Annotated in this window: 19 protein-coding genes and 1 other annotated feature; of the genes, 12 read left to right on the top strand and 7 right to left on the bottom strand. The window is 43.6% G+C overall.

Annotation, left to right across the window (positions count from 1 at the left end):
* Positions 1–446 precede the first annotated feature (446 nt).
* From FZC78_RS17540 to FZC78_RS17520, 5 genes are all read left to right on the top strand, one after another.
* A complete protein-coding gene (locus FZC78_RS17540) occupies positions 447–2,822 on the top strand; it encodes a putative bifunctional diguanylate cyclase/phosphodiesterase (protein WP_148941398.1) in 2,376 nt (791 codons plus the stop codon).
* A gap of 117 nt (positions 2,823–2,939) precedes the next feature.
* Complete coding sequence (locus FZC78_RS17535) at positions 2,940–3,704, top strand: (S)-benzoin forming benzil reductase (RefSeq protein WP_252183666.1); 765 nt, start codon at positions 2,940–2,942, stop codon at positions 3,702–3,704.
* A gap of 485 nt (positions 3,705–4,189) precedes the next feature.
* A complete protein-coding gene (locus FZC78_RS17530) occupies positions 4,190–4,780 on the top strand; it encodes a lipoprotein (RefSeq protein ID WP_148941396.1) in 591 nt (196 codons plus the stop codon).
* 13 nt (positions 4,781–4,793) lie between these two features.
* Positions 4,794–5,816, top strand: coding sequence for an NAD-dependent epimerase/dehydratase family protein (locus FZC78_RS17525; RefSeq protein WP_148941395.1), 1,023 nt, complete (start codon positions 4,794–4,796; stop codon positions 5,814–5,816).
* 186 nt (positions 5,817–6,002) lie between these two features.
* A complete protein-coding gene (locus FZC78_RS17520) occupies positions 6,003–6,899 on the top strand; it encodes a 3-hydroxyacyl-CoA dehydrogenase (RefSeq protein WP_148941394.1) in 897 nt (298 codons plus the stop codon).
* 158 nt (positions 6,900–7,057) lie between these two features.
* Here FZC78_RS17520 and cls read toward each other — a convergent pair whose 3' ends face one another.
* Positions 7,058–8,506 (bottom strand): cardiolipin synthase, encoded by a 1,449-nt coding sequence (cls, locus tag FZC78_RS17515; RefSeq protein WP_148941393.1) that lies wholly within the window; start codon positions 8,504–8,506, stop codon positions 7,058–7,060.
* A gap of 257 nt (positions 8,507–8,763) precedes the next feature.
* On the opposite strand from cls, the gene FZC78_RS17510 reads away from it, so the two are divergent.
* From FZC78_RS17510 to FZC78_RS17500, 3 genes are all read left to right on the top strand, one after another.
* A complete protein-coding gene (locus tag FZC78_RS17510) occupies positions 8,764–10,146 on the top strand; it encodes an L-cystine transporter (RefSeq protein WP_148941392.1) in 1,383 nt (460 codons plus the stop codon).
* Between the two features lie 392 nt (positions 10,147–10,538).
* Positions 10,539–11,126, top strand: coding sequence for a histidine phosphatase family protein (locus FZC78_RS17505; protein ID WP_148941391.1), 588 nt, complete (start codon positions 10,539–10,541; stop codon positions 11,124–11,126).
* A complete protein-coding gene (locus tag FZC78_RS17500; RefSeq protein ID WP_148941390.1) occupies positions 11,123–11,629 on the top strand; it encodes an NUDIX hydrolase in 507 nt (168 codons plus the stop codon). The genes FZC78_RS17505 and FZC78_RS17500 overlap by 4 nt, the downstream gene beginning before the upstream one ends.
* Here FZC78_RS17500 and FZC78_RS23795 read toward each other — a convergent pair.
* The 4 genes from FZC78_RS23795 to safA form a co-directional block, all read right to left on the bottom strand.
* The gene (locus FZC78_RS23795; protein WP_187444988.1) at positions 11,612–11,770 is read right to left on the bottom strand and encodes a hypothetical protein; all 159 of its coding nucleotides are present in this window, start codon (positions 11,768–11,770) and stop codon (positions 11,612–11,614) included. The genes FZC78_RS17500 and FZC78_RS23795 overlap by 18 nt on opposite strands.
* 151 nt (positions 11,771–11,921) lie before the next feature.
* Complete coding sequence (locus tag FZC78_RS17495; RefSeq protein WP_252183665.1) at positions 11,922–12,323, bottom strand: CBS domain-containing protein; 402 nt, start codon at positions 12,321–12,323, stop codon at positions 11,922–11,924.
* Between the two features lie 103 nt (positions 12,324–12,426).
* Positions 12,427–12,942 (bottom strand): hypothetical protein, encoded by a 516-nt coding sequence (locus FZC78_RS17490; RefSeq protein ID WP_148941389.1) that lies wholly within the window; start codon positions 12,940–12,942, stop codon positions 12,427–12,429.
* A gap of 104 nt (positions 12,943–13,046) precedes the next feature.
* Positions 13,047–13,667, bottom strand: coding sequence for a SafA/ExsA family spore coat assembly protein (safA, locus tag FZC78_RS17485; RefSeq protein WP_148941388.1), 621 nt, complete (start codon positions 13,665–13,667; stop codon positions 13,047–13,049).
* A 501-nt stretch (positions 13,668–14,168) separates the two neighbouring features.
* Here safA and FZC78_RS23790 point away from each other — a divergent pair.
* The 4 genes from FZC78_RS23790 (at position 14,169) to FZC78_RS17470 (ending at position 16,671) form a co-directional block, all read left to right on the top strand.
* Positions 14,169–14,318, top strand: coding sequence for an Lmo0850 family protein (locus FZC78_RS23790; protein ID WP_187442897.1), 150 nt, complete (start codon positions 14,169–14,171; stop codon positions 14,316–14,318).
* A 72-nt stretch (positions 14,319–14,390) separates the two neighbouring features.
* A complete protein-coding gene (locus FZC78_RS17480; RefSeq protein ID WP_252183664.1) occupies positions 14,391–14,675 on the top strand; it encodes a hypothetical protein in 285 nt (94 codons plus the stop codon).
* A gap of 94 nt (positions 14,676–14,769) precedes the next feature.
* Positions 14,770–15,687 (top strand): diacylglycerol/lipid kinase family protein, encoded by a 918-nt coding sequence (locus FZC78_RS17475; protein WP_148941387.1) that lies wholly within the window; start codon positions 14,770–14,772, stop codon positions 15,685–15,687.
* Between the two features lie 168 nt (positions 15,688–15,855).
* Entirely contained in the window at positions 15,856–16,671 is an 816-nt protein-coding gene (locus tag FZC78_RS17470) for a DUF368 domain-containing protein (RefSeq protein ID WP_187444987.1), read from the top strand.
* Positions 16,672–17,447: 776 nt separating this feature from the next.
* Here FZC78_RS17470 and argS read toward each other — a convergent pair.
* A complete protein-coding gene (gene argS / locus FZC78_RS17465) occupies positions 17,448–19,136 on the bottom strand; it encodes an arginine--tRNA ligase (protein ID WP_148941386.1) in 1,689 nt (562 codons plus the stop codon).
* Between the two features lie 75 nt (positions 19,137–19,211).
* Positions 19,212–19,418: a binding site (T-box leader), on the bottom strand.
* A gap of 59 nt (positions 19,419–19,477) precedes the next feature.
* Positions 19,478–20,656, bottom strand: coding sequence for an FtsW/RodA/SpoVE family cell cycle protein (locus tag FZC78_RS17460; RefSeq protein WP_187444986.1), 1,179 nt, complete (start codon positions 20,654–20,656; stop codon positions 19,478–19,480).
* Between the last annotated feature and the right edge of the window lie 13 nt (positions 20,657–20,669).

Below are 20,669 nucleotides of genomic sequence, written 5' to 3'. Positions count from 1 at the left end.
AAACATGTATCCACCGCCGCGATCTGAGGACATATCTTCGCTCAAAACCAGCCACTCATGTATCCATCGCCGCAACTCAAGAACATATAAAAAAACAACCAATATCCGGCTCTCCAAAACCAGGTGATAAGGTCAGTCATACTGGACCAGCAACACAAAAGAACATCTCCTAAATCTTTTAGGTTGAAGCTCCTGATTTGCCAAACGAACTCGTGAATTTCTCGGTTGCGGTGCGCAGCCTAAAGAAAGCGAAGGCCTGAATGGAAGTCCATTAGCGCTGCTTTTGCCAGAGTTCTATATCCGAATCATATATAGATCTTGAAGGCCACCTAAAATGAATGTAGCTTGAATGAATAACGCTACCAATGCAGTTTAAAATAATTTAAAATAAAGTTAAGCCTATATACCTATGAAATTCATATAATTTAAAAACTGGAGGCGAAATTTTGTTATCTAGCTATGGAATTCAGCTGCCTTATGTTCTCTGGAGTATCCTCTTCTCCATTATTAATGGTTTTTTGATGATTCAGTCGGCACAGGAAGAATCACTTACCAATAGGGTTATCCGTTCGGATGCGATCAAAGCTGTTATTATCGGGACAACCTTTTTTCTAACTAATCTATTCGTTGTCCTGGCATTGGATCTGCCTTTTGAAAACACACCATTCCTCATCTACATAGTTACTTTTTTACTAAGCTGCATATTCGGTATTTATTTTGTCTTAAAACTAGCGGTTAACAAAAAATTGGACATGGGAAGGTACGTACTTGGCGGCCTGGGGTTGACACTGATCATATTAGCTTCTGACTACACTGCAGTGGTGATCTTATTTTTTCCCTTATTGGAAGTTAAGCCTGTCCTGCTTCTGATGACCTTCATTTTAACCTTGGCGATCTCCTTCTATTCTCTCAGGTTCCTTCTGCAGATCACCAGGGAAACGGAGAAGGTGGACACAAATTTTTGGGTCATCATAGGATCCTTTGCCACGGGTATCGCCCTTGCAGGAATCCCCTATCTGACAGCCATGTCCGTATTGCCTGTCATCAATGAAGAAAACCCCGAATTGCATCTATCCATGCTGCCGTATGCCCTGGAAATTGTAATGGTGTGGCTGCTATCAATCGTGCCCGATTTGTTCGGTGAACAGCGTAATCAGGAAAATATCTCGAAGGTCGAGGTGAGTGAACAGCATTTTCAATCCCTCTTTAACCATAACCCTGATGCGGTCATATCTTTTGATTTGAATGGCCGATTGCTGACTGCCAATCTTGCTGCGGAACAAGTTACGGGGTATGGACGGGAGGAACTTCTCACTATGTCGATAAAGGATATAGTTGCCCCTTTTCATCTGACCCAAACACTGAAGCAATTTGAAATGGCAAAACAGGGCATGCCTCAGCAAACAGAAATCAGCATAATCAAAAAAGATAAAACCCAGCGAATCGTCAATATTATCGGAGTGCCGATAGAATCAGGTGATGTAATCAATGGGGTGTATACGATTACCAAGGATATTACAGAAAATAAAAAGCAGTCTAATACCATCGAATATCTTTTTCACTACGATGATTATACCGGATTGCCGAATAGAAGGAAGTTCATCTCCGAGGTCGAGGAGTCTGTCAAGGAACAAGTGCCGTTTGCCATTTACAGCCTTGATTACAGCAGATTAAGGACCATCAGGGACGTGTTCGGATTTCAGGTCGGTGATCAGATACTGAAGGAGTTGTCTCTGAGGCTGACGACTGTGCTCCCGCATGAGAGTGTTGTATCAAGGTTTGGCGGAGATGAAATTTACTGCCTTGTCCCGACTCGAAATCAGGATATCCAGCCTGCGCTCACAGAACTTCAAGCCATCCTTGGAACTCCGTTTTTTGTCGAGGGACATGAAATCTTTATGGAGATGAAAGCAGGTATCTCGATGTGTCCCGAAAATGGGGAAGATCCCGAACTGCTGATCAAGTGCGCAGACACGGCCAGGGCTTCCATTTCCGATAACTCTTTTCATAACTTTGCTGTTTATAAAAATAATAATCTTGATACCAGCAATATCGAAAAAATCATTATTGAAAATGAATTGAAGCGGGCGATTGAACAGGATGAATTAACCCTATATTACCAGCCGAAGGTCAATTCTGCTGCAAATGAGCTGGTCGGTTTCGAAGCACTTGTCAGATGGAATCACCCTGTAAAAGGATTGGTTTCTCCAGGATTATTCATTCCGGCTGCCGAGCAAACCAACCTTATCGTGAAGCTGGAGGACTGGGTCGTCAGGGAGGCAAGCAGACAGCTTCACTATTGGCAGTCGACCCCTCTGAAGAAACTTCCGGTATCAGTCAATATATCTCAGCGCTCGTTTGCCAATCCGGCCTTTTTGAACAATCTACAGGATGCCATGGCATTTTATGCTATCTCAGCTTCGCTTCTTGAAATTGAAATCACAGAGAGTATGACGATGTTCAATGAAAAGGAAACTATTAAAAAATTGAATCAGCTGAAGGAGCTGGGCATCAGAATCAGCCTTGATGATTTTGGAACAGGATACAGCTCGCTCAGCTATTTGGAAAAGCTGCCGATCGACATTATTAAGATCGATAAGTCTTTTATTGATGACCTTGCTGCAGACCAGTCGGCTATGGTCTCCACCATTCTTTCTATTGCCCTGCATAACGGGCTGGCGGTGATTGCCGAGGGGGTGGAGAGGAAAGAACAAGTATCCATGCTGCATAGTCTGGGCTGTGACAATATACAAGGCTATTATTTCAGCCGTCCGCTTCCTCCTGAGGAAGTAGAGGAAAAGTATATAAAAAAGGCAGTATAGTTTTCTGAAGTTGAGGAGATATTCCTGCTGCTTCATCTGGGGCCGGGTAAACTCGTCCAGTTCCAAGGCCAATCACTTTATCAGCACAGCCGAATTATATATACTCAGGAAAAAGGAGTGATCGCCTTGGCGTATGCAATTATCACAGGTGCTTCTAAAGGCCTTGGGGCAGCAGCAGCGAAACAACTGCTTGCAGAAGGCATGAAAGTCATATCGGTTTCACGTTCAGAAAATGAAAACCTAAAGGGAATGAATGAGAAGGAAAGTGGAGAATACACCCATTACACTTGTGATCTGGGCAGCCCATCTGAAGTAAAATCAGTTTTCACTGAAATTGCCGGAATGGTTTTTCAGGAACACGGGGAAGAGGTCTATCTCATCAATAACGCCGGAATGGTGGATCCAATTGAAACAGCTGGAAACCTGGATGTAGAGAAAACAGAGACTCATGTAAATGTAAATCTGCTCTCACCTATGATCATCACCAATTTGTTTCTTAATAAAGCTGATATCTCTGATTCCCGGCTGGTGATTGCCAATGTCTCTTCTGGTGCAGGCAGCCGTCCGGTCCATGGCTGGAGCGTCTACTGCAGCACCAAAGCAGGAATCAACATGTTCACCCAGACGACGGCACTGGAATTGGACAATAGGAAAAGCCGTCACAAGGTATTTGCCTTCAGCCCGGGAATCATGGATACCGACATGCAGTCAACCATCCGTTCCTCGTCCAAATCAGCTTTTAACGATATTGAAACCTTCAAGAATTACAAAGAGGAAGGAAAGCTTCGTGACGCAGAAACAGTGGCAGGGGCTCTGATACATGTACTAAAGAGCGATGAAATCGAAAACGGAAAAATCTATCAAATCAATGACCTTTTATAGAGACCCGAAAAGCCGGCATTCAAGTAACGGGTTCTGTTTTTGAGTACAAAACTAACAATTACACATCAAAAGGAGTGGCAAATCGCATAGATTTTGACACTCCTTTTTGGTTGATTTAGAGGTATTCTTGCTGGTAAATCTGTTCAGTTGGTTAAGCGAAATGCACCCTAAATAGCAAATGACAGAACTTTTTGTTCTTCAAAATTTGTGACACAAATGGCAGAGTGATTACCACTCCAGATGCGTGACTCCGCGGGGCGTGCGGTGAGCCTCCCGCCTATACACTTTCAATCCTAATATTAATATGAACTTCTTTGGCTAATTAGAAGTTTGTACTTCAAAACAAAACCCGTTGGCATTCAAGCCGGCTTTTTGTTTTGAACTTTATTCAGAAGCAGGGTAGAATCGAATTTTTAAAAAGGAATTAAGGCATCCCATCTCTAATAGTATAGTAGAAATGATGAAGAGTAATAGGGGGATATTCAATGAAAAGGCCTGCTGTTTTACTTGCATTATTAATAGTAGTTGTACTTAGTGGTTGTTCAGAAAAAGACAGCAGTAATATTTCAATCAAGCCGTACACTTTAAGTGAGGAAGAGCAAAATCTGATCAGTAAAACAGGAGTGGATGCCATTCAATTTTTTAAATTGGACGGTAAGCTGGCAGAAGAAGAGGATCTTCAGTTTGCCATGGAAATCTATAAGGACGGTGTATTAACAGAAGACAAGGTTTATATAAAAGGGCAGGTTGAAAAAGAATTCAACGAAGACCTGATAGCCTTTGGATTTAACCGTCAAGAGAACGAACTTTTCTTTTTGAACGGAATGGTCAATGGTTTGTTAGAAAATTTACATGATGTCGAGGGAATAGATTCATCATCATTCACTTCCTTTATCAATGATAAAAGGAAGCTGGCTAAAGATGAAGCCGTCTATCTGGTATCGTGGATTGGATCTAAAGGAAAGGAGCTGGAGGGACTCTCTATCAATGAGGATGGGTCATTATCTGATGATGTAAAAACAGCAGATGCAGCTTTTGTATTTAAGGTAATGCTGACTGATTTTGAGAAAGAGTAGAGGAGGAGAATCAATGAAGATCTTATTATTGGGGGGAACGTCATTCTTAGGGAAGCATATAGCTCAATCGGCGCTATCTAAAGGCCACGAATTGACGCTGTTCAATCGGGGAAAAACCAATCCGCATTTATTTCCGGAAGCTGAGAAGTTAATAGGGGACCGTGAGAGCGGTAACTTAAGGGCGCTGGAAAAAGGTAAATGGGATGTGGTCATCGATACATCCGGTTATACTCCTGGAAAAGTGGAACAGACTGCGTCCTTGTTAAAGGAACGAGTAAGCCTTTACATATTCATTTCATCCATTTCCGTTTATAAGACTTTTATGAGAGGTGAAGCCCGGGAAGAAGATGAAACGGGCAGTCTGGACAACCCGGACACCGAAGAAGTAAATGGGGAAACGTATGGCCCTTTGAAAGCCTTATGTGAGGAAAGGCTGGAAAAAATCCTTCCGGGGAAGGTTCTAACCATCAGACCGGGATTAATTGTCGGCCCTGATGATACAACGGACCGGTTCACCTACTGGGTGAAAAGATTTTCTGAAGGCGGCGAAGTCCTTGTTCCCGGAAGTAAGGAACGAGTCATTCAATGGATCGATGTGCGTGACCTCTCCCAGTGGATCACTCTTATGGCGGAGGACCGTGAAACAGGCACCTATAACGTAACGGGACCGAAGCAGGGTTACAGCATGAAGGAATTCGTTGAGGACCTAAGCCTCATAGCTCCTTCAGGGACCGAAGCTGCGTGGGTTGAGGATGCATTTCTGGTGGAAAGGGACATTACGCCATTTACACAGCTTCCACTATGGATTCCGGTCAATGAGCAGTATCCGGATGGTTTTATCTTGGCTGATTATTCAAGGTCCTTGAATAAAGGACTCGTTCTCAGGCATCCAAGGGTAACGATTGAAGATACACTTGCTTGGTTAAAAGCACACGGATCGGACGAGTTGAAGGCGGGGTTGGCAAAAGAGATGGAGGCCTCTCTTCTACAAAGCCGGACTGTTGTTGATCAACCACAGAATAATATACAAAAATAATATAACCGCAGTCCTTCTTAGGGAGGCCTGCGGTTCTTTATTGTTTTGATATGATAAAAAAGCCCTGTAATGGTAGCGTTTCACTTCATTATATTACCATTATAGGAGTATAATAAAATGAATGATTTACTATCACTCTAATGTGGTAATAAATAACCAAGGGTTAAATATGAAAGGAGAGGTACTATGAACTACAAAAACATTACGGTTGCAGGAAGCGGAGTACTGGGAAGCCAGATTGCATTCCAGACAGCCTTTCACGGATTCAATGTATCAGTTTATGACATTAATGATGAAGCGCTGGAGAAGGCAAAGGACCGGGTCATGAACTTGAAACCGCGTTACCAGGAAGATTTGGGCGCCTCTCAAGAAGATGTAGACGCGGCATATAATCGGATGTCTTTCAATTCGAACCTGGAACAAGCAGTTGAAGACGCAGACCTGGTTATCGAAGCGGTACCGGAAGTTGTAAAAATCAAAACGGAATTTTATGAGAAGCTGGGCAAAGCGGCTCCGGAAAAAACGATCTTTGCCACAAACTCTTCAACTCTGCTTCCAAGCCAATTCGCTGAAGCAACTGGACGTCCAGAGAAGTTCCTGGCTCTTCACTTTGCAAATGAAATTTGGACAAACAACACAGCTGAAGTCATGGGACATCCAGGAACAGATAAGAACGTTTTTGAAGACTTGCTGAAATTTGCCAAAGCCATCGGTATGGTTGCACTGCCTTTATACAAAGAACAGCCTGGTTATATCTTGAATTCCCTGCTGGTTCCTTTCCTCGAGGCAGGCCAGATGCTGCTCGTCAAGGATGTATCCGATGCTCATACCATCGATAAAACATGGATGATTGCTACAGGTGCACCAAAAGGTCCATTTGCGATATTGGATATTGTCGGAATCACTACGGCTTACAATATTTCAAATGCGAAAGCGGAAGCAACAGGCTCACCGGAATTTGCCAAATTGGCATCCATGCTGAAAACGGAATTTATCGATAAAGGAAAATTGGGCAGAGAAACCGGAGAAGGATTTTACACGTATCCTAACCCGGCTTATGAAGATCCTGATTTCTTGAAGTAATAGGACACCTGAACGAATGAAGAAGGCAGCCTCCCGAAGCTGCCTTCTTTCTATATACCAACTTTAGTGCTTTACCGTGTTGAGAGGGACTGTCCCTTTCAGTACGGTAAAGGAGTAAAGCGCATAAAAGGCAGCTATTAAAGCTGCCTTTTGATCTATTATAGGATGGGAGATAGGAGCCTTGAAATCGATTCCTTAAAACGAATCCACAGGTGCCTCTTAGAATACTCTTCTATAGTCAGTTCCCTTGATTGATGAATGTCTTTTAAGAAAATGTTTCCAAGTTCATTAGACAACTCAACATCATAAAGGAATGCATTCACCTCAAAGTTCAAACGAAAGCTGCGCACATCGATATTAGCTGTTCCAACCGAAGAGGTTTTACTGTCTACGACAATCGTTTTGGCGTGGATGAAGCCATTATCATAAATGTAAATCCGTGCTCCGGCTTTCAGCATCTCCCCAATATAGGAAAACGTTGCCCAATAGACAAACATATGGTCAGGCTTATTCGGAATCATGATCCTGACATCAATTCCGGAAAGGGCAGCAATTCTGAGGGCATCGAGCAAGCTGGTATCAGGAATAAAATAGGGTGTCTGGATGTAAATGGATTCTTTTGCCGATGACACCATCCGGATATATCCATTCTTGATTTGTTCCCATTCTGAATCAGGTCCGCTCGTGACAATTTGGACTCCGGCATTTCCACGAAATTTCGCTTCGGGGAAGTACCGGTGCTCCAAGTCGATATCCCTCGAAGCGGAGGCCTGGTTCCAATCCAGGATAAACCTGGTCTGCATAGCCAGTACAGCACTCCCCTCAATTCTCAGGTGAGTGTCCCTCCAGTACCCAAATCGCGGATTCAGTCCAAGGTATTCATCGCCCACGTTAAAGCCGCCTACGTAGCCCGTGACACCATCAATGATGACAAGTTTGCGGTGGTTTCGGTAATTAAGGCGGGGGTTAATATAGGGGATCCGTGAAGGGAAGAACACTTCGATTTCCCCGCCTGCTTTAATCAGGTCACGGAAAAATTTTTTGGTCAATGTCCTCGACCCCATCTCGTCATATAGAACCCGGACTTTTACCCCCGCCCTGGCCTTTTCCGTTAGAGCACTCAGGATCCTTTTGCCAAGGGCATCTCTTCGTAGTATGTAGTATTGAAAGTGAATATGGTTTCTCGCAGCTTCAATATCTTTCAGCAGTGAATCAAATTTATCCTCCCCATGGGTGAAAACCTTGATATCGTTATCTTGTGTCAGGACTGCCTCGTTGTTGATCAGGTGCATATAAATCAATTCTTTGTTGTTACTCACTGTACTGTCCCTGAAGGAAAAGTGATCACTTTTGATCTCTTCAACCTGCCTGGAAATCAGTTCCTCAATCCCGATTTTTTGAATGTCATCCCATTGAAATAACCTTTTCCGCGTGAGGTTCTGTCCGAAAATCAGATACATGATGAACCCAAGCACGGGGATGAAAAGCAAGACCATCAGCCAAGCCCAGGTTGCCCCGGCATCACGCCTTTCCAGAAAAACGACGACAGAGGCAAAAGCGATATTCAAAACCACAAGGACCGTAAGAAAAACACTAAGGATATCCATACAAATTCCCCTCTGAATAAATGAAATAAAGTGCAGGTGCATAGTTTAGCTGTTATGTTAGTTATTTTATCATAACCGCACTACTTATTCCGTTTCCTTCCAAAGTGAAATTTTCTTTGGAATACCTGTCAGTGTTCCTCCTTCTCCTTGTCATCCGGCATCTAACATACATTAACCTGTTCCCTCATATGATTGTAACAGCAGTCAATACCCGCTGCTTTTCCATCATTCATCATTTATAAAAGGGAGGGAAGGAAATGGACAATTTAACGATTCTTGCTAACTTAGCCGCATTTCTTATCATTGCGGGAGTCCTCTTTTATATGCAGAAAAAACACTTGTCATTCTCCAAAAGAGTGTTCGCTGCCTTAGGACTCGGGATCTTATTTGGATTTATCCTTCAATGGCTGTATGGACCGGCGGATGAAACCCTTGCCCGGTCAATCGATTGGTACAATATTGTCGGAATAGGTTATATCAAGCTTTTGCAAATGGTTGTCATGCCTCTGGTCTTTGTGTCGATTCTGTCTGCATTTACGAAGCTTAAGCTTGGAAACAACCTCGGGAAAATTGCCCTATTCATCATCGGCTTGTTAGTCGGGACAACGGCCATTGCGGCGGCAGTAGGGATTGCGGCTGCCCAAGGTTTCGGTCTCGAAGCAATTCAAATCGAGCAGGGCGAGGCAGAAACTTCACGAGGATTAGCGCTCGAAGAACGATCTACTGCCATGGAAGGCCAAAGTTATCCGCAAAGGATTCTGGAGCTTCTTCCGGCTAACCCATTCCTTGATTTTACAGGGGAACGTGCCACTTCCACGATAGCAGTCGTCATATTTGCGGCCTTTATCGGAGTCGCCTATCTGGGCGTATACCGCAAAGACCAGGAAGCAGCAAATTTCTTTAAAAAAATCGTTGATTCCATCTACGCTATCGTTATGAGGGTTGTCACTTTGGTTCTGCGCCTGACTCCATATGGTGTCTTTGCCATCATGGCTAAAACGGTGGCAACCAGTGACTTTGACGCCATATTGAAGCTGGGGAAATTTGTTGGCGCATCCTACGCTGCCTTGATAGTGATGCTGGCCATCCATTTAATCATGCTGACATTGGCAGGACTGAACCCGCTGACCTATCTGAAAAAAGCTTTTCCGGTTTTGACTTTTGCCTTTACTTCCCGTTCAAGTGCAGGAACACTGCCTTTGACGATCAATGCTCAAACAAAGCATATGGGGGTTTCGGAGGGAATCGCGAACTTCTCGGGTTCATTCGGATTGTCAATCGGACAAAATGGCTGTGCGGGCATCTATCCGGCGATGCTTGCCGTCATGATTGCTCCAACGGTAGGAATCAACCCGATGACACCGTCCTTTATCTTTACATTGATTGTGATTGTCGCCATCAGTTCATTTGGCGTCGCGGGTGTCGGAGGGGGAGCCACCTTTGCGGCCATCCTCGTCCTTTCGGCTATGGACCTGCCGATCGCTTTGGCTGGACTGCTCATCTCCATTGAGCCGCTGATCGATATGGGACGGACAGCCGTCAATGTCAGCGGAGCCATGACCTCTGGACTGATCACAAGCAAAGTGACGGATGAGTTGGATCAGCAAGTGTACGATAACCCTGCTGCCTCAGAGGGATAGATAAGGGAAGAGACCCATCCGGCTTGGCTGGATGGGTCTTTTTTGAAGTTGTTTTAGGCCATCCTTGAGAGTATTTGATTTTACCGTCAGGAGCTATCTAAAGTTCTGCTAGAGGCCCATACGTTTGAAAATTAAGCACCATAATGGTCTCAAGAGTCATCTAAGAGACCCGCCCTCATTAAGTTTCACTCCTGCTAAAGCCCATTTTAACAGTGGTTTTTGCTTGAAAGGGGTATATAGAGGGATAACCATCCACCTTGAACAGAATTCCATTAGTTTTATAGCAGCGACAAATCTAGCGAAAACAGCTTAAAGAAAATAAATACAAAAAAGAAAGCAGGAATCCCTGGTTTAATGACGAATTTGGTTGTTGAAAGGATAGGTGAGGAAGGATGACAGTCATTTATATGATAAGGCATGCTCACTCGGTCTTTAATTTGGAAGAGGAAGAGACCCGAGGCTTATCCATACAAGGGATGGCCGATGCGGAGCGGGTAAAGGACATGTTAAAGTCTGAGAAAATTGATGCCGTATATTCTAGTTCCTATACTAGAGCCATTCAAACTGTTCAAGGGCTGGCTGATGAACGCAATCTAATGATACAAGTGGATGAGCGCTTTCGTGAGAGAGACCTGGCAGCAAAGGATTACATAATTGAAAACCCAATGGAAGCTATGCGGAAAGTTTTTGAAAATCCTGATCTATGTTTACCTGGCGGAGAAACCAATAATGAAGTGAGAGCCAGGGGCACTGCGGCTTTTCAGGAGGTACTGGAGAGGTGTGAGGGCCGGAGTGCGGCCATAGGCATCCATGGACACGTGATGACCATTATTATGGGTGCCTTGAACTCCGAATATGGAACCATCGATTTTTGGCAGAGCACGACAAAACCCGATATATATAAACTCGAATTGGAAGGGCAGGAGCTTAAATCGGTGACTCGTTTGTGGAAAGCACCTGCTCTGGAGGGAAGTGTATGAGCAGGAAGATCAAGGTGCAGTGGGGAAGCGGCCTGGTAGAATTAACTTGGAAAACCCAGGTCCCTATGCCTCCTATGGAGAAAATCACCAGTGTTCACGGATGCTGCTTCGATCAAGGAAAGGTTCTTCTTGTTCATATTAAAGGAAGAGGGTTCACTTTTCCGGGTGGGCATATAGAAGCTGGCGAAACCCCTGAAGAAGCCTTCCATAGAGAAGTGCTGGAAGAGGGATCTGTAAGAGGCAGCGCCAGTAGAATTGGAATGATTGAAGTGAGCCATGAGAACAATCCTGAGTTTGACTCAAAAGGAAAGTACCCTTTGATTGGGTACCAGGTGTTTTACCGCATGGATATTGAGGAGGTATTCCCTTTTATAAGAAATAATGAGTCGACTTGCCGGATATGGGTGGAGCCTGCTGAAATTCCTTATGTAATCGACGATCATGAATTGGCTTTGGAGGCTTTTAAAGAGGCGGTTAAAGCTGATTTAAACACCATAGTTTAATACAAGCAGCAGAACGCATGTGATCATGGTGATGCCGATCATCATATAGAGGAAATCGACAAAGTTATCAAGCATAGCAGTCTTATGCTTTTCACGCCTGTAGCTGCGCGGAGCACGACGGGGTTGTTTTGCGGAACGCATGGATTTGCCTCCTTTGTATTTATCAGATACAAAGGTTTTCGACAAAAAAGCATGAAATCCTCCCTTTAAATGAAAAAATAACCATCACCAGTGGTACACAGCCATTAGTGCCATTAAAAAACGCCCGTTGGAAAACGGACGTTTGCCTTGCTTAATGAAGGTGATCTTTTTCGGAAATTTCACTAAGGGCAGCACCGGCTTTTTGATCCGATTGCTGCTGTACTGCCAAGTCGCCCAATGCAAGCATGCCGACCAGGTTCCCATTTTCCACAACTGGAAGGCGGCGGCCTTGGTTCTGAGACATTAAAGCTGCCGCTTCTTCAACAGAAGCAACGGGAGAAACGGTGACAACATGGTATGACATCACACCTTGAATCGTACCTGCGGCTTCATTATGAGATAACCCTCTGACGACCATACCGACTACCTGTCCATTTTGAACAACAGGAAGGGCTCCAACACCTAACGAACTCATTTTATCTGCAGCTGATTGAAATGAATCCTGTGCAGAACACGCTTCTGCATGAGCTGTCATCACGTCACGTACTCTCATGCTGATTCCCCCTTGGATTGTATAGGTCAGTACATAGGTAGTATGGAGGGGTTCGCAGAGATAATTCTATATTGATCCTACAAAATCTATCGGGATCCAGCTGTTACAGATCATAGTGGTAACGTTCATCTGAAGGAGTATTTCTCTGGACAAGGAAAATTACATAAGGGAAAACAAGAACTGCGGCAAAGATGAGAGTGAGGATCAAAGCCAATGATCCGGGACTTATTTGTTTGCGGTAATCATCATGATGGGCAGCGATAAACTCCTTGGATTCCCCGTTTCCGAGGACAGCATCATTTTGAAGCAGCACATCATTATCGAGACTATAGTAAAATATCTCCTGCTTATTAAAATGAAAAATAGTGTCACGGTCAATTTTATACTTCACAAAAACCATCTTTACCTTCTGCGTTTCCACCTCATCTTGGTTAATAGCAACTTCCATGGTGAGATCAATGAAATCTGTAACACCGGCAGAACCTTTTTGATAATAGTGATCAGACATCTCCAGTTTTTCATCGATACTTTTGATGATAGGATCATCTGCAAAGGCGGTTGTCAGGGGAATGGCGAGACAAGTTAGTATACACCCCAAGAGCATTAGCAATCTTTTCAAATTATCTCCTCCCCAGGTTTTTACTACATATATATGCCCCGAGGAGATATTTAGGACAAAAACAAACAGAGCTGCATATACGACAGCTCTGTTTGTACAGCTCCTTATTTTTGAATGAACATCTGCGTCCAGTAGGACCCGTAGGATCCGCCCTTTACATATCCGACACCGATATGAGTATAGCTTGGTGTCAAAATATTTTTTCTGTGGCCGGGGCTTTCCATCCAGGCCTGTACCACTGATTGTGCACTAGGCTGGCCGGCGGCAATGTTTTCAGCTGCGGCGCGGTAGTTGATATTGAAACTTTTCATCATGTTAAACGGAGATCCATACGTTGGGCTCGTATGTGAAAAATACCCTTTATCTCTCATGTCTGCTGATTTGTAACGCGCCACCCTTGAAAGCTGCCAATCAGCACGAAGAGGGGAAAGGCCATTCTTGGCACGTTCCTGATTCGTAAGCTTGATGACTTCACCTTCAATCCCTTTGACGGCATCTTTATTCGGGATGGAGATCTTCTGTCCAGGGTAAATAAGGTCAGGATTCTGAATTTGAGTATTCGCATTGATGATTTCAGAAAGCCCGATTTGATACTTCTTGGAAATTTTCCAAAGAGTATCCCCTCTCTGTACATTATAGACATCAGCTGCGTGAGAGATAGTCGGAGCAATTAACCCAAAAGCGAAAGACAACAGGACGACAATGGAAAGAATTTTAGTTTTCATGATACTTATGTTGTCTAATTCCTCATTATTTATGTGGGCATTTTAATAAATAAATGCTGGTGTCAGAAGATTTAAGCGGGAAGGTTTTTTAGGATTTCCCCCAGAAATTCGGTGTAGTAAAAGGCGCGTTTCAACAGCATGAAAGCGTTCGTGAAGAGGGTTTGATGCAGTAAAGATCGTGTTTAAACAACATGAAAATCAAAAGTCATGCCGTAAGAAGTTATCAAATTTAGATATAGAGAGAACCCCATGAATCCAGCCTTCCCATTCACACAGGATCGGAAAGCGGGCCCTGTATCAGTCCTTTAACCAAAAGGTTTAGTGCACCAAATCTTAAAGGAAGAAAAAGAAAAGAAAAAAGTTAAAAAATATTCAAAATAAGGTTAAAAAGGTTTTGAAGTGGTAATATAAAATGGAATTAAAAGTTTCGGAAAGAAATGAAACCAATCCTGGTTTCATTCGTATTATCAATAGAGACAATTTTATGAGAGGGTGTACAAAGTGGCAAACGAAAATGAACGGATGAAGAAAATCGTTTCGAAGCTCTCGAAAGTCGGTGTTAACATTACAAAGACCAAATCCAGGATGGAAGTCTTTCAATCACTGAAAAGCCTGCAGCCTTTGCCGAAAACATTGTCGCATGATTCGTAAAAATGAAATGTGGGACAGGCATAATCAATCCTTTCTTTCGATATAATCTTATAAGGAAGGGGAGGGAAGAATATGACTGAATCCATGTTTGATGTTGAGACGCTTAAAGGGATCAGACGGAAGGCAGATGAACTTTCATACCAATGTATGAACAGAAAGCTGGCAAATGACCCGCAGGCGCTTAAAATGGCATTGGATAACATATGCCGGGCCCTTGGCACCTTTGCAGAGGTAGAGATTTCGAGGATTAGAAATGAAAACATAGCCTACGATCCGCAATCTTATATCAAAGGAAGGCTGGCCTTTGCTTCCAAAGCCATGAAAACGGTTCCCCGAGATGATTCGAATACAGCCTGACCCGCATCTAACATTTTGTTAGGTGTTTTTTTATTGAGTAAAAGTGGTATGTTTAACAGTATAGGAGTCTAATCAGTTAGGGGCTGAAGTTTATATGAATCGGTATAAAAATGCTTTACTTATCTATAATGGAAAAGCTGGTCAGGAAGACATGGATGCCACCTTGGGGAACTGCATAGGTGAGCTGTCTTCTTGCTGCGATGAATTGACGCTCTACGGCACGAAAGATAAATCAGATGCAGAACGGGTGTGCCGGGAGAAAGGGGGCAGCTACGATCTCCTCATCATCTTGGGCGGAGATGGGACCGTCCATGAATGCATCAATGGATTGGCGGAGCTCCCGGTCAGGCCGAAAACAGCGATTCTTCCAGCGGGGACATGCAATGACTTCAGCCGTTCACTAAGGATCCCTCAGGATATAAAGCAGGCTGCACAGCTGGTCAAGCATGGAGCAACGGAAGACATTGATATCGTCAAAGCAAACGATCGGTATTTTTCTAACTTCTGGGGAATAGGAATCATCGCGGATGCTTCCCGAAATGTTAATAAGGCTGTAAAAGGCGTATTCGGAAAGCTGAGCTATTATCTCAGTGCGTTTCAGACTTTGCAGGAAGCGAAAGTCTTTACTTTTCAAGCAGAAATTGATGGACAGGCTGTTGAAGAAGAGGCAGTCATGGTGTTTGTAGCCAATGGACGGTTCATCGGTACCAGTGAACTTCCCTTGCCCCCTCAGAAATATAATGACGGCTTTGTTGATATATTCATTATCAAGGAAGCTGGATTCAAGCTGTTAAAAGAATTGCTGGCAGCCAAAGGCACCGGTAAGCTGAATGAGAAAAGCGGAGATATCCTGCACTTTCAAGCACAGAGTGCATCGATAAGCACTTCACCTAACCAAAACATCGACATGGACGGGGAGGTCTATACGGAAACACCAACCAGAATGGAAATAATGAAACACCATATTCCTTTCATCGTTGGAGAGGAAGAGAAAAAAGATAGAGCAGAATGATTTTGGAGCGATTCAGTTAAGGACCTAAACTGAATTGCTTTTTAGTTTTCTGCTGGCAGCAGGTGAATAATTCATGAATAGAAAATTATCTATAATGATGATAAAATATGGTAGGACATGGAACAAGTTTTAAAATTAAAAGTTTAGAAGAACAAAGGAGACCATAGAATGTGGGAATGGAAAAATATATATAGAGGTATGATTATGGGCGCAAGTGATGTGATTCCTGGGGTGAGCGGTGGAACGATCGCTGTCATGCTCGGATTCTATGACCGTTTAATAGCGGCCATAAACGGAATTTTCAGTAAAGAATGGAAAACTCACTTAAGGTTTTTGGTTCCTCTCGGTATAGGAGTGGTTACCGCCATTCTCCTGCTGGCGCGCGTTATTGAATGGCTTTTTGAACACTATCCTGCACCGACCCAATTTCTATTCATGGGGTTGATTATCGGAGTAATCCCTTACCTGGCTAAGAAGTCAGAGATGAAATACAACTTTAAACCGGCCCATTATGTGCTGCTGGTGATTGGGGCTATTATCGTAGCATCCATGGTATTCTTCAAATCGGAAGAAACCGCTGTGATTCAAGAAATCACGGCAGGAACATATATCATGCTGTTTTTCTCCGGCTTCATCGCAAGTGCCGCAATGATTCTGCCGGGTATCAGCGGTTCTTTCATTTTGTTGATCATTGGTGTGTATTCCACAGTAATCAGCGGGATTTCTAATTTCCAACTCGATATCATTTTTGTCGTTGGACTTGGAATTCTTTTCGGAATCGTTGTCATGAGTAAAGTAATCAAGTTCTTCCTGGAAAAGTATTCATCAGCGACCTATGCGCTCATCATCGGGCTTGTCATTGGATCCATCGTTGTTATTTATCCAGGGGTCCCTGAAAGCACTGGCCTTATTATCGCAAGTGTCATTACATTCCTCCTCGGTCTATTCTTTGCGAGGGTGTTGGGACGTATCGAATATTCATAGTACAGGCAGTATCTGCAGCCCCAGCCTGCAAGTATGTATACTTGCAGCTGGGGCTTTTTGATTTACTGTACTGAATATCGAATTATGAAATCTCATGATAAGCGTTAGTCTCTAAAGTGATACAGTAAAAAGCTAGGGCACTGAAAATCTAGAGAATTTTAAATTTACTCGTTAGGAACAAAGAGAAAGTCAACTACCCTTCCTTAAGTAGGAAGAAAAGTTGGCTTTTTTCATTTGCAAAGTATCATTTGGGCACATTTGCCTGTCGGGGCCATGGTCTTTTTCAACTAGTCTAAATAAAGATGCAGACTCAAGCCAGTGACCGATAGGACTTTCCTATATGGCTCAGTATTTAGAGGAAAAAAGTTCCCTTAGTTACTAAAAAACATCAAAAAAAGCTAAAATAGGGGAAGAAGATTCCCTTATTTAACTTAATACACTATAAATATGTGCCTTTTTATCATATAAGAGAAAAAAGTTCCTCTATTCACCCTGGATTGAGCTTGGATTGACGATTAAGAGAAAAAAGTTCCCTTATTTATTCCGCTGGGTACCCAACTAATGAAATGACAGGCTGCTTTCGTTATAAGACCTCTACATCAGGCGCCCATCAGCGGAGCCAGTTATCTTGAGGGAAAGGCAAGATTTGCAATTAAAAGTCTTTGTTGGACTTTTTCAGTGCCCTCCAAAAAGCAGGAGTCCTTTTAAGATTCCTGCTTTTAAAGTTCCATACATATTTAAATAAAGAAAAAAATTTCTCGGGAAATATCGACAACCTACATTTTCGCTGGAGCTTTAATGCCTAAAAGACTCAATCCGTCACGAAGGATCTCGGTGACAGATTTCACCAGCAATAGACGTGAAGATAACTCTTCATTTTCCTCCAGAATCCTGGTTTTTCCATAGTACTTATTGAAGGCTTTGCTGACAGATAATATATATTTTGCGACAATGGACGGGGAGTAGTTCTTATAAGCTTCTTCCACAATCTCCGGATATTTGTTCAGCGTTTTAATCAGCTCCCAGCTTTCCGGGTCTTCCAGGCCGGAGAAGTCTTTCTGTTGCAGGTCTCCCGCTTTTCTCAGCAGTGATTGAGCTCTAGCATGTGTATATTGAACATATGGACCGGTTTCACCCTCGAAGGTAAGCATATCCTCCAATGAAAACTCCACATCATTCATCCGGTCATTTTTAAGATCATGAAAAATGACAGCGCCGGTACCTACCTCACGTGCGATTCTCTCAGCATCCTCGAGTCCTGGGTTTTTCTCTTTGATATTGCTAAGGGCCATGCTGATGGCTTCCTTCAATACCTCCTCAAGGAGTGTGACTCTTCCTTTTCTTGTAGACATCTTTTTGCCACCCTGAAGGAACAGGCCGAACGGGACATGAACCATTTCATCAGCCCATGGCATTTCGAGTTTTTTCATTACCGCAAACAACTGGCGGAAATGAATTGTCTGCTCCTGGCCGACTACATAAAGGGCGTGGGAGAAGTCATAGGTCTTTTTTCTATAAAGGGCAGCAGCGATATCCCGGGTCGCATAGAGGGTCGCTCCATCCGATTTTTTTATGAGGGATGGAGGCAGGCCTTCATCGTCAAGCCGGACAACCTCTGCACCATCTGATGTTTCGAGAAGTCCTTTCTCTTTGATCAGTTCCACCGCGGCTTCCATCTTGTCATTATAAAAAGATTCGCCATGGTAAGAGTCAAAGGAGACACCAAGCAGATTGTAGATTTCCTGGAAGGCGGATAGCGATTCATCTTTGAACCAAGTCCAAAGCTCGACTGTTTCGGGATTGCCATCTTCCAATTGTTTAAACGCTTTTCTTCCCTGGTCATTAAGGGAGGGATCATTTTCAGCTTCTTCATGAAATTTTTTATAGAGACTGAAAAGCTCAGGGATCGGATTCTCTTTAACCTTATTCTCATCTCCCCATTTTTTGTAAGCAGTGATCAACTTCCCGAATTGTGTGCCCCAATCTCCGATATAATTGATTTTTACGGTTTCATAGCCGCATTTTTCTGCTATTAAAGCAATCGAATTGCCGATGACGGTTGAACGCAGGTGCCCCATCGAAAATGGCTTTGCGATATTGGGTGAAGACATATCGATGGTGATAACCTTGTTTTTTCCAAAGTGGTGTCTGCCAAATTCGTCACCCTGAGCCAGAATTTCCTTCATAATTTCGGCTCCTGTCGTTTTTCCGTTGAAAAAGATGTTTACATACGGTCCAGCAGCCTCTGCTTTTACCAAAAAAGAGCTGTTGAGGGAATCTGCTAAACCGCCTGCGATAGCTGCAGGAGACTGCTTTTTCTTTTTCGCCAGTTGAAAACAAGGAAACGAAAGGTCTCCCTGGTGGGAAAACTTCGGTGTTTCAATTACTCCTTTAATCTCTTCTTTGCTCATGCCGCCGTCCAGGTGCTGTTCCAGCAGGCCGGCATAAAAGTCATTTAAATTCATGGTTTCCACCTCCGGTAATAGTGAGTGTTGGATGACAAGAGAGTTTCTGAGGATACAAAAAAACCCGTCTCTAAAAATAGAGACGGGTTTCCCGCGGTACCACTCTTCTTCCCCAAACAGGGCAGCTCATCAGATAACGGGATGTACCCGGCATACCCTACTGAATGGTTCAGATATGCTTCTCCAAAGTGCGCTTCATTTTAAGGGGAACACCGGGCTCCCACCATCCCCGGTTCTCTGAAGTTCTGGCCTCAAAATTACTCTCTTTGTCATCGAACTTATTATTGTTGTAGAGTATTATACACACTTCCCTTGCGAAAGGAAACCTTTCAGGGAAAACTTTAAGAATCGTCAGAAGAAAACATATAATTTTTATGGTAAAACCTCATGCTGAACACCAAACCAAGAGCGAGCATGTTCCCCATTAACGCGCTCCCTCCATAACTGATGAAAGGAAGGGGGATACCTGTAATCGGCAGAAGCTGAATCGTCATGCCGATATTCTGGAATACGTGGAAGGTGATCATGCTGATGACACCTGCACACACATAAGCGCTGAAAGGCTCTTTAATATCAAGTGCCGTTTTCGTCAAATGATAGATTAACAGGAAGAACAAGCTGATGACGATGCTCGCGCCGATGAATCCGAATTCTTCCCCGATGACACTAAAGATGAAATCGGTATGGTTCTCAGGGATATACACCTGCTTATCCTGGTAGCCTTTTCCGAATACCTGTCCGGACCCAATGGCTTTCAGGGAGTTGACCAGGTGATACCCTTCTTGTTTTTGATAATTGTAAGGATCAAGCCATGAATAGATCCGGCCGAACTGATAAGGCTGGACGTTGAGATACTTCTCCAGGATCTGGGGAGCATACACGACCAAAGCAAGAATCGATCCTCCGATGGCAGCGGCCCCTGTAAAAATAGGAACAATCAATTTCCATGTGATCCCTGAGACCAAAATCAATCCGCTGACAATCGCAATGATTACGAGAGAGGTCCCTAAGTCGGGCTGCTGCATGATCAATCCGAGAGGGACTAGCGCAACGACACCAATTTTCATGAGTAATATGAAATCACTTTTGATTGTTTTCTTTGGGTTATCCTCATGGTGGCTGCTGATCACCCTTGCGATGGCAAGAATCAAAAAGGTTTTCATGAATTCAGAAGGCTGGATAGAGCCGATGCCGGGCAGTTCAAACCAGCTTTTCGCACCATTTCTTAGAGGTGCTATGCTTGATGGAGCGATGATTAATATAGTAAGTAAAAACAGTCCGAAGCCATAAGCATACCAGGCCAGTCTTTTATATTGATCCGGATCAAACAGAAGGGCGAACCCGATAAGAATAAACCCGACGACATACCAGAAGGCCTGCCTTAGTACAAAGTTGTAGCCGGCGTACTGGCCGGAAGTCTGGGCGCTGCTGATGGCAATGACACTGACAATGAAAAAAAGAAACAATAAAAAAATTAATCCCCAATCGATTTTATCTGAAAAACGCTGTCGGGTTTCCATTTGCATTCACCTA

It is taken from the genome of Rossellomorea vietnamensis, from assembly GCF_008180415.1.
Lineage (GTDB): Bacteria > Bacillota > Bacilli > Bacillales > Bacillaceae_B > Rossellomorea > Rossellomorea vietnamensis_C.
Note: the sequence above shows the minus strand (reverse complement) of the source record. Positions and strands in the feature narration are given on the sequence as shown.